Genomic DNA, 7,094 nt, shown 5'->3' on the forward strand with positions numbered 1-7,094 from the left:
TTCGCGCGGGACTTCCTCGACGAAGCGTTGCCCCTGAGTTCCGGTTCGCACGTCGGTACCACCGGATACGTCGTCGACGCAGCGTCTCTGACGGTGACTCTCGCCGACGGAAGCACCGTCGGGCTGAAGGATCCGTCACAGCTGCTCGGCTACCAGGGCACCCCGGATGCGCCGTCGGCGATCCTGTTCGTCCACAACGGCTTGCACTTCGAGATCCAGATCGACCCCGAGAGCCCGATCGGCAAGACCGACGGCGCGGGAGTCAAGGACGTTCTGCTCGAGTCCGCTGTCACCACCATCATGGACTTCGAGGACTCCGTCGCTGCAGTCGATGCGGACGACAAGGTCCTCGGCTACCGCAACTGGCTCGGTCTGATGAAGGGCGACCTGACCGAGGAAGTCTCCAAGGGTGGCAAGAGCTTCACTCGTGCGATGAACAAGGACCGCACCTACACCTCGGTCGACGGTTCGGAACTGACACTGCACGGTCGCTCGCTGCTGTTCGTCCGCAACGTCGGTCACCTGATGACTTCGGATGCGATCCTCGATGCCGACGGCAACGAGGTGCCCGAGGGAATTCTCGACGCGCTGTTCACCTCGCTGGCCGGTATGCACTCGCTGACCTCGGACAACGTGCTGTCCAACTCACGCACCGGTTCGCTGTACATCGTCAAGCCCAAGATGCACGGACCGGACGAGGTCGCGTTCACCGCGGAGCTGTTCGGCCGTGTCGAGCAGGTCCTCGGCCTTCCGACCAACACACTCAAGGTCGGCATCATGGACGAGGAACGCCGCACGACGGTCAACCTCAAAGCGTGCATCCAGGCCGCATCCGAGCGGGTCGTGTTCATCAACACCGGCTTCCTCGACCGCACCGGCGACGAGATCCACACCTCGATGGAGGCGGGTCCCGTCGTACGCAAGGGCGCGATGAAGGGCGAGAAGTGGATCGCGGCCTACGAGGACTTCAACGTCGACACCGGTCTGGCCGCAGGCCTCGAAGGCAAGGCGCAGATCGGTAAGGGCATGTGGGCCATGCCCGATCTGATGCACGACATGCTCGAGCAGAAGATCGGCCACCCCAAGGCCGGAGCCAACACCGCGTGGGTTCCCTCACCTACCGCTGCGACCTTGCATGCCCTGCACTATCACAAGGTCGATGTTTTCGCCCGCCAGCACGAGATCGCACAGGCCAAGCGGGCCAGCGTCGACGACATTCTCGAAATTCCTCTCGCGCCGTCCACGGACTGGACCGACGAGGAGAAGCAGAACGAGCTCGACAACAACTCGCAATCGATCCTGGGCTACGTGGTGCGGTGGATCGACCACGGCGTCGGCTGCTCGAAGGTGCCCGACATCAACGACATCGCACTCATGGAAGACCGTGCAACGCTGCGTATTTCGAGTCAGTTCATCGCGAACTGGCTGCGCCACGGCATCGTCACCGAAGACCAGGTGCGCGAGTCGCTGAAGCGGATGGCACCGGTGGTGGACCGCCAGAACGAAGCCGATCCGACGTACAAGCCGTTGGCTCCCGACTTCGACACCAACATCGCTTTCCAGGCTGCCAGTGACCTGATCTTCCAGGGCACCAGCCAGCCCAACGGCTACACCGAGCCGATCCTGCATCGTCGCCGACGGGAGTACAAGGCCGTCAACGCCTGACGGACTTGTCGATCACGTGGGTGAACATCGGAACACAGGGCGCGGGCGTTCGATAGCCGCCGGACCCGTGATCGTCGTGATCACGATCGCGGTGCTGGTCGCGGCCGTCTTCGGATGGTTTCAACTGCGGGATCGTATCTTCGACCAAGGGGTCGAAGCTGCCGACACATGTGTGGAGGGATCGGCGGTGCTCACTGTCGCCGCCGATCCCGACATCTCCGGACCCGTCGAACAACTGGCTTCCCGGTTCAACGACACCGCACCGGTGGTGCGAGATCACTGTGTGACGGTGCGGGTTCGAGCTACCGCCTCCGATGCTGTGCGGACGGCATTGAACGCCGGTATCGACAACTGGGACGTCGGCGCACTCGGTGCTCGGCCGGGCCTGTGGATACCTCGATCGTCGGGTGACGTGGAGGCCGTGACCGACCGCGGGGCAGTCGACGGCACCCCGCGGCCACTGGCGTCGAGTCCGGTAGTGCTCGCAGTGCCGTCTGCCGTGGCCGACGCTCTGGCCACGGCAAGTTGGGCCGACCTGGTCCGCCTACAACGTGATCCGCAGGCATTCGGCCTCGGCGAGTGGGGCGCACTCCGTCTCGCACTACCGACCGGATCCGATTCCGGCGCAACCACACTGGCGCTCGCCGCAATCGCTGCCGGGATACGCGAAGATCCGACCAGCGAATTGACCCTGGAACAGGCCTCGTCCAGAGAAGTGGTCTCGGCCGTGTCGGAGCTGGCCGTCACCGACACCGGAGCCTCCGCGACGTCCGAATCCACCACCTACGACGCGCTCGCGGCACTGGAGAACGCGCCCGGCTCCGATGCCCCCGTCCACGCGGTCCCGGTCACCGAGCAGCAACTGGCATCGACCGATTCGTCGACGTTGACCGCCGTCGAACCTCAGGGCCCCACTCCCGTTGCCGATCATCCCGCGGCCGTACTCTCCGGCGACGAGACATCGACTCGGGCGGCCGCCGCGTTCGTCGATTTCGTCCGGCAGCCGGACGGTGCGCAATTGCTCACGGATGCGGGCTTCGGCGTCGGCGAGACCCAGGACGCCGATGCCCTCGCTGCGCCCTCCGGATCGGTGGCCGACGCACTGCTGGCCGTGCTGCGAAGCCCGGTCCTGCCGCGCCGCGCCACGGTGCTGCTCGACGTATCCGAGTCGATGGGTACGTCCGAAGGCAGCGCGACTCGGCTGCAGAACACGGTTCGCGCTCTCGGCGAGCAGTTCCAGCGAGTGCCCGACGCCACCGAGCTGGGGCTGTGGAGCTTCGGCGAGGATCTGGACAATTCATTCCCCTTCCGGGTCGACGTTCCGACCGGGCCGATGTCGGCTGCGATCGGGCCGACGTCCAGGCGGGCTGCTCTGGAATCCAGCGCGGCCGCGTCGACGCCCGCGGGTGCGTCGTTCACGTTCGCATCCGTGCTGGTCGCGTACGCCGATGCTGTGGCTGGATACGTTCCGGGCCGGGTGAATTCGGTGGTCCTCGTCACCGATGGACCGGACGATTCGCCCATGTCCCCCGAGGAACTGCTCACCGACCTGAACTCGGTGTCCGATGCCGCGCGTCCGGTCGCAGTGAACGTGGTGATGATCGGCGACAACCCCGACGCGACTGCGTTCACCGACATCGCGGCCCGTACCGGCGGCACTGCCACGACCGTACCGACGTCCGATTCACCGGAATTCATCGATCTACTCGGAAAGTTGCTGTACTAGAACATGTCTCGTGTAATTTTTGTCGGCGTTTTTCTACTCCTCATCACCCTGTTCCTGCACTGGCGGTTTCTCTCCTTGACCAGGATGCCGACACGTCCCAAACGAGCTGTCGATGCTGCACTGGCACTGCTGTGGCTGGGTGCGGTGATCGGTTTCGGCAGCGGCGTGGAGTTCGATCCGTCCTGGGCACGAGGACCCGCCTTCGTCGGCCTCAGTTGGCTCGCCGTGGTGCTGTACCTGTTCCTGGGAACGATTCTGGTGGCCGTGGTCTGCACCGTCGTGAGAGTGGTGTTCGCGGCTCGTAAACGCGATTCGTCCGCTGTTCGACTGCGGGTGTCGCGGATCGGATCGGCGGCGGTGGCACTCGTCAGCGTGGTTGCAGTGGGATACGGACTCGTCGAGGCGGCGACTCCGCGTGCGACGAACACCGACGTCGTGCTCGACAGGCTACCGGCCGAATTCGACGGCGTCCGAGTGGCGTTGGTGTCGGATCTCCATGTCGGCCCCTCCCGCGGCGCGGATTTCGTGCAGAAGGTCGTCGATTCGGTCAACGCCCAGAATCCCGATGTCGTGCTCCTCGACGGCGATCTCATCGATGGGACGGTTGCTCTGGTGGGAGAAGATCTCGAGCCGCTGCGCGATCTCGAAGCGCCGCTGGGAGTGTTCGCCGTCAGCGGCAATCACGAGTTCTACGCGGGCGACGGCGGCGAGTGGCTCGACTTCTGGTCGACGCTCGGCATCGACGTGCTGCGAAACGAGCGTACGACGATCACTCGTGGCGACGCTGCCATCGATATCGCCGGCATCAACGACGCCACCGCACCGGCTCCGTACGAACCCGATCTGGCCGCGGCATTGGACGGGATCGATCCTGATCGTTTCGTACTGTTGATGGCACATCAGCCGTTGCAGGCGGTGGAGGCATCGGACTTCGGAGTGGACATGCAAGTGTCCGGTCACACTCATGGGGGTCAGATCTGGCCGATCCGTTATCTGGTGCCGTTACAGCAGCCCAGTGTCCAAGGGCTGGACACGATCGGCAACACCACGCTCTACACCACCCGCGGTGCCGGCGCGTGGGGTCCACCGGTGCGGGTAGCCGCTCCGCCCGAGATCGCGATGCTCGAACTCACTCGGGGCTAGAAGCCTCCGACTCCACCACGCCAGAGCCCACCACGTCGCTGTGGCGGGCTCTGTTCTCGGCTCAGGCGAAGGCCTCGATCGGTGGGCACGAGCACACCAGATTGCGGTCTCCGTGGGCACCGTCGATGCGACGCACCGCCGGCCACACCTTCGGACGGTCGTAGCCCGCCGGGTAGGCAGCGAGTTCCCGTGAGTACGGGTGATCCCACTCGGTAACCAGACTCCGAGCGGTGTGCGGTGCACCTCGAAGTGGGTTGTCGTCGACCGTCCATTCGCCCGATCCGACGCGATCGATCTCTCCCCTGATGGCGATCATCGCATCGCAGAACGCGTCGATCTCCTCGAGGTTCTCGCTCTCGGTCGGCTCGACCATCAGAGTTCCCGGCACCGGGAAGCTCATCGTGGGCGCGTGGAAGCCGTAGTCCGCCAACCTCTTCGCTACGTCGTCGACGGTGACTCCGGTGTCCTTGGTCAAGCCCCGCAGATCGAGAATGCACTCGTGGGCAACCATGCCGTTGTCGCCGGTGTACAGAACCGGGAAGTACTCGTCGAGGCGACGGGCGATGTAGTTGGCCGACGCGATCGCCGTCAATGTCGCCTGCCGGAGCCCCGTCGCACCCATCATCGCGATGTAGGCCCACGTGATCGTCAGGATCGAGGCGCTGCCGTAGGGGGCACCGGACACCGTCGGTCCCGAACCGAGCTGCGGGGCCAGTGGGTGACCCGGCAGGTACGGCTGCAGGTGCGACCGCACACCGATGGGTCCGACACCGGGCCCGCCGCCTCCGTGGGGGATGCAGAACGTCTTGTGCAGGTTCAGGTGGCTGACATCGCCGCCGAATCGGCCCGGGCGCGCCAGACCGACGAGAGCGTTGAGGTTGGCACCGTCGACGTACACCTGACCGCCCGCGTCGTGGACCGCAGCACAGATCTCGGAGATCTCGTGCTCGTAGACGCCGTGGGTGGAGGGATAGGTGATCATGATCGCCGCGAGGGTGTCGGCGTGCTCGGCGATCTTGGCGCGCAGGTCGTCGACGTCGACGTCACCGTTGGGACGGCAGGCCACCACCACCACGCGCATCCCGACCATCACGGCCGAGGCCGCGTTGGTGCCGTGGGCGCTCGACGGGATCAGGCAGACGGTGCGTTCGGCATCGCCGTTGCCGAGGTGGTAACGGCGAATGGCAAGCAGTCCCGCGTACTCGCCCTGGCTTCCCGCATTGGGCTGCAGGCTGACCGCGTCGTAGCCGGTGATGTCGACGAGCCACCGTTCCAGGTCGGCGATCACCTTCAGCAGACCTGGCACGTCCGAGGACGGGGCGAAGGGGTGCTGACGGGCGAACTGCGGCCAGGTGATGGACTCCATCTCCGCGGTGGCGTTCAGCTTCATCGTGCACGAACCCAGCGGGATCATGCTGCGATCGAGCGCAATGTCCTTGTCGGACAACGCGCGCAGGTACCGAAGCATGGCCGTCTCGGTGCGGTACCTGGTAAATGCCGGGTGCGTGAGGTACTCCGAGGTTCGAGTCATGTTCGCCGGCAACGACTCGGCCCCGGATCCTGCGGCTTCTGCACCGAACGCGGCGAGCGCGTTCGCGATGTGCTCGGGCGTCGTCGCCTCGTCGCACGCAACGGCCACGTGGTCGGCGTCGACGAGCCGCAGATTGACCCCGCGCTGCTTGGCAGCGTCGACGACGGCCTGAGCCATACCCGGGACGGACGCCAGGACGGTGTCGAAGAAGTCCGTGTGCACCACCTCGACACCTGCCTCCTGCAGACCTGCCGCCACGGTTCGAGCATGCGCGTTCACCCGAGTTGCTATGGCACGCAATCCGTCCGCGCCGTGGTAGCTGGCGTACATCGCGGCGACGATGGCCAGCAGGACCTGAGCGGTGCAGATGTTGGAGGTCGCCTTCTCGCGGCGGATGTGCTGCTCGCGGGTCTGCAGCGCCAGCCGGTAGGCGCGGTGGCCGTCGGCATCGAGCGAGACCCCGACCAGTCGACCGGGCAGCTGACGGGAATGACCCGACCGCACCGCGAGGTAGCCCGCGTGCGGTCCGCCGTATCCCATCGGAACACCGAACCGCTGGGTGGTTCCGAAGCAGACGTCTGCGCCGATCTCACCGGGCGGGGTCACCACGGTGGCAGCCAGCAGGTCCACTCCCACTGCAACCAGGGCCCCCCTCTCGTGCGCGGCCTCGATGATCGCCGTGTGATCGACAAGACGGCCCGATGCTCCGGGCAGCTGCGCGAGCACACCGAAGAATTCTCCGTCGGGCAGGCCGTCGGTCAGATCGGCGTAGACCAGCTCGATGCCCAGCGGCTCGGCGCGAGTGGCCAACACGGCCTCGGTTTGCGGGAAGATATCGGAATCGACCAGTAGCCGAGGCGACTTCGATGCCCTGTTCGCGCGCCGCATCAAGGTCATGGATTCGGCGGCCGCCGTCGACTCGTCGAGCATCGACGCATTGGCCACATCCATGCCGGTGAGGTCGGCAACCATGGTCTGGAAGTTGAGCAACGCTTCGAGTCGCCCCTGGCTGATCTCCGGCTGATACGG

General features: G+C 65.6%; 4 protein-coding genes. 3 read left to right on the plus strand and 1 reads right to left on the minus strand.

All coding sequences use genetic code 11. The features are described from left to right. The 3 genes from A2J02_RS04700 to A2J02_RS04710 form a co-directional block, all read left to right on the plus strand. Positions 1-1,665, plus strand: a 1,665-nt coding sequence (locus A2J02_RS04700; RefSeq protein ID WP_068047397.1) for a malate synthase G, incomplete at its 5' end; no start/stop codon positions are given. A gap of 67 nt (positions 1,666-1,732) precedes the next feature. Continuing rightward, positions 1,733-3,391, plus strand: a complete 1,659-nt coding sequence (locus A2J02_RS04705) for a substrate-binding and VWA domain-containing protein (protein WP_231893718.1) — start codon at positions 1,733-1,735, stop codon at positions 3,389-3,391. A 3-nt stretch (positions 3,392-3,394) separates the two neighbouring features. Further along, positions 3,395-4,534, plus strand: coding sequence for a metallophosphoesterase (locus A2J02_RS04710; RefSeq protein WP_068047406.1), 1,140 nt, complete (start codon positions 3,395-3,397; stop codon positions 4,532-4,534). A 61-nt stretch (positions 4,535-4,595) separates the two neighbouring features. Here A2J02_RS04710 and gcvP read toward each other — a convergent pair. Then, a partial coding sequence (gcvP, locus tag A2J02_RS04715) for an aminomethyl-transferring glycine dehydrogenase (RefSeq protein WP_068047409.1) occupies positions 4,596-7,094 on the minus strand: 2,499 nt, incomplete at its 5' end.

Source organism: Rhodococcus sp. EPR-147 (assembly GCF_001647185.1).
Taxonomy (GTDB): Bacteria; Actinomycetota; Actinomycetes; order Mycobacteriales; family Mycobacteriaceae; genus Rhodococcoides.

Coding starts and splice junctions, on each gene's coding strand:
- A2J02_RS04710 (WP_068047406.1), top strand. CDS start 3,395: ATGTCTCGTGTAATTTTTGTCGGCGTTTTTCTACTCCTCATCACCCTG.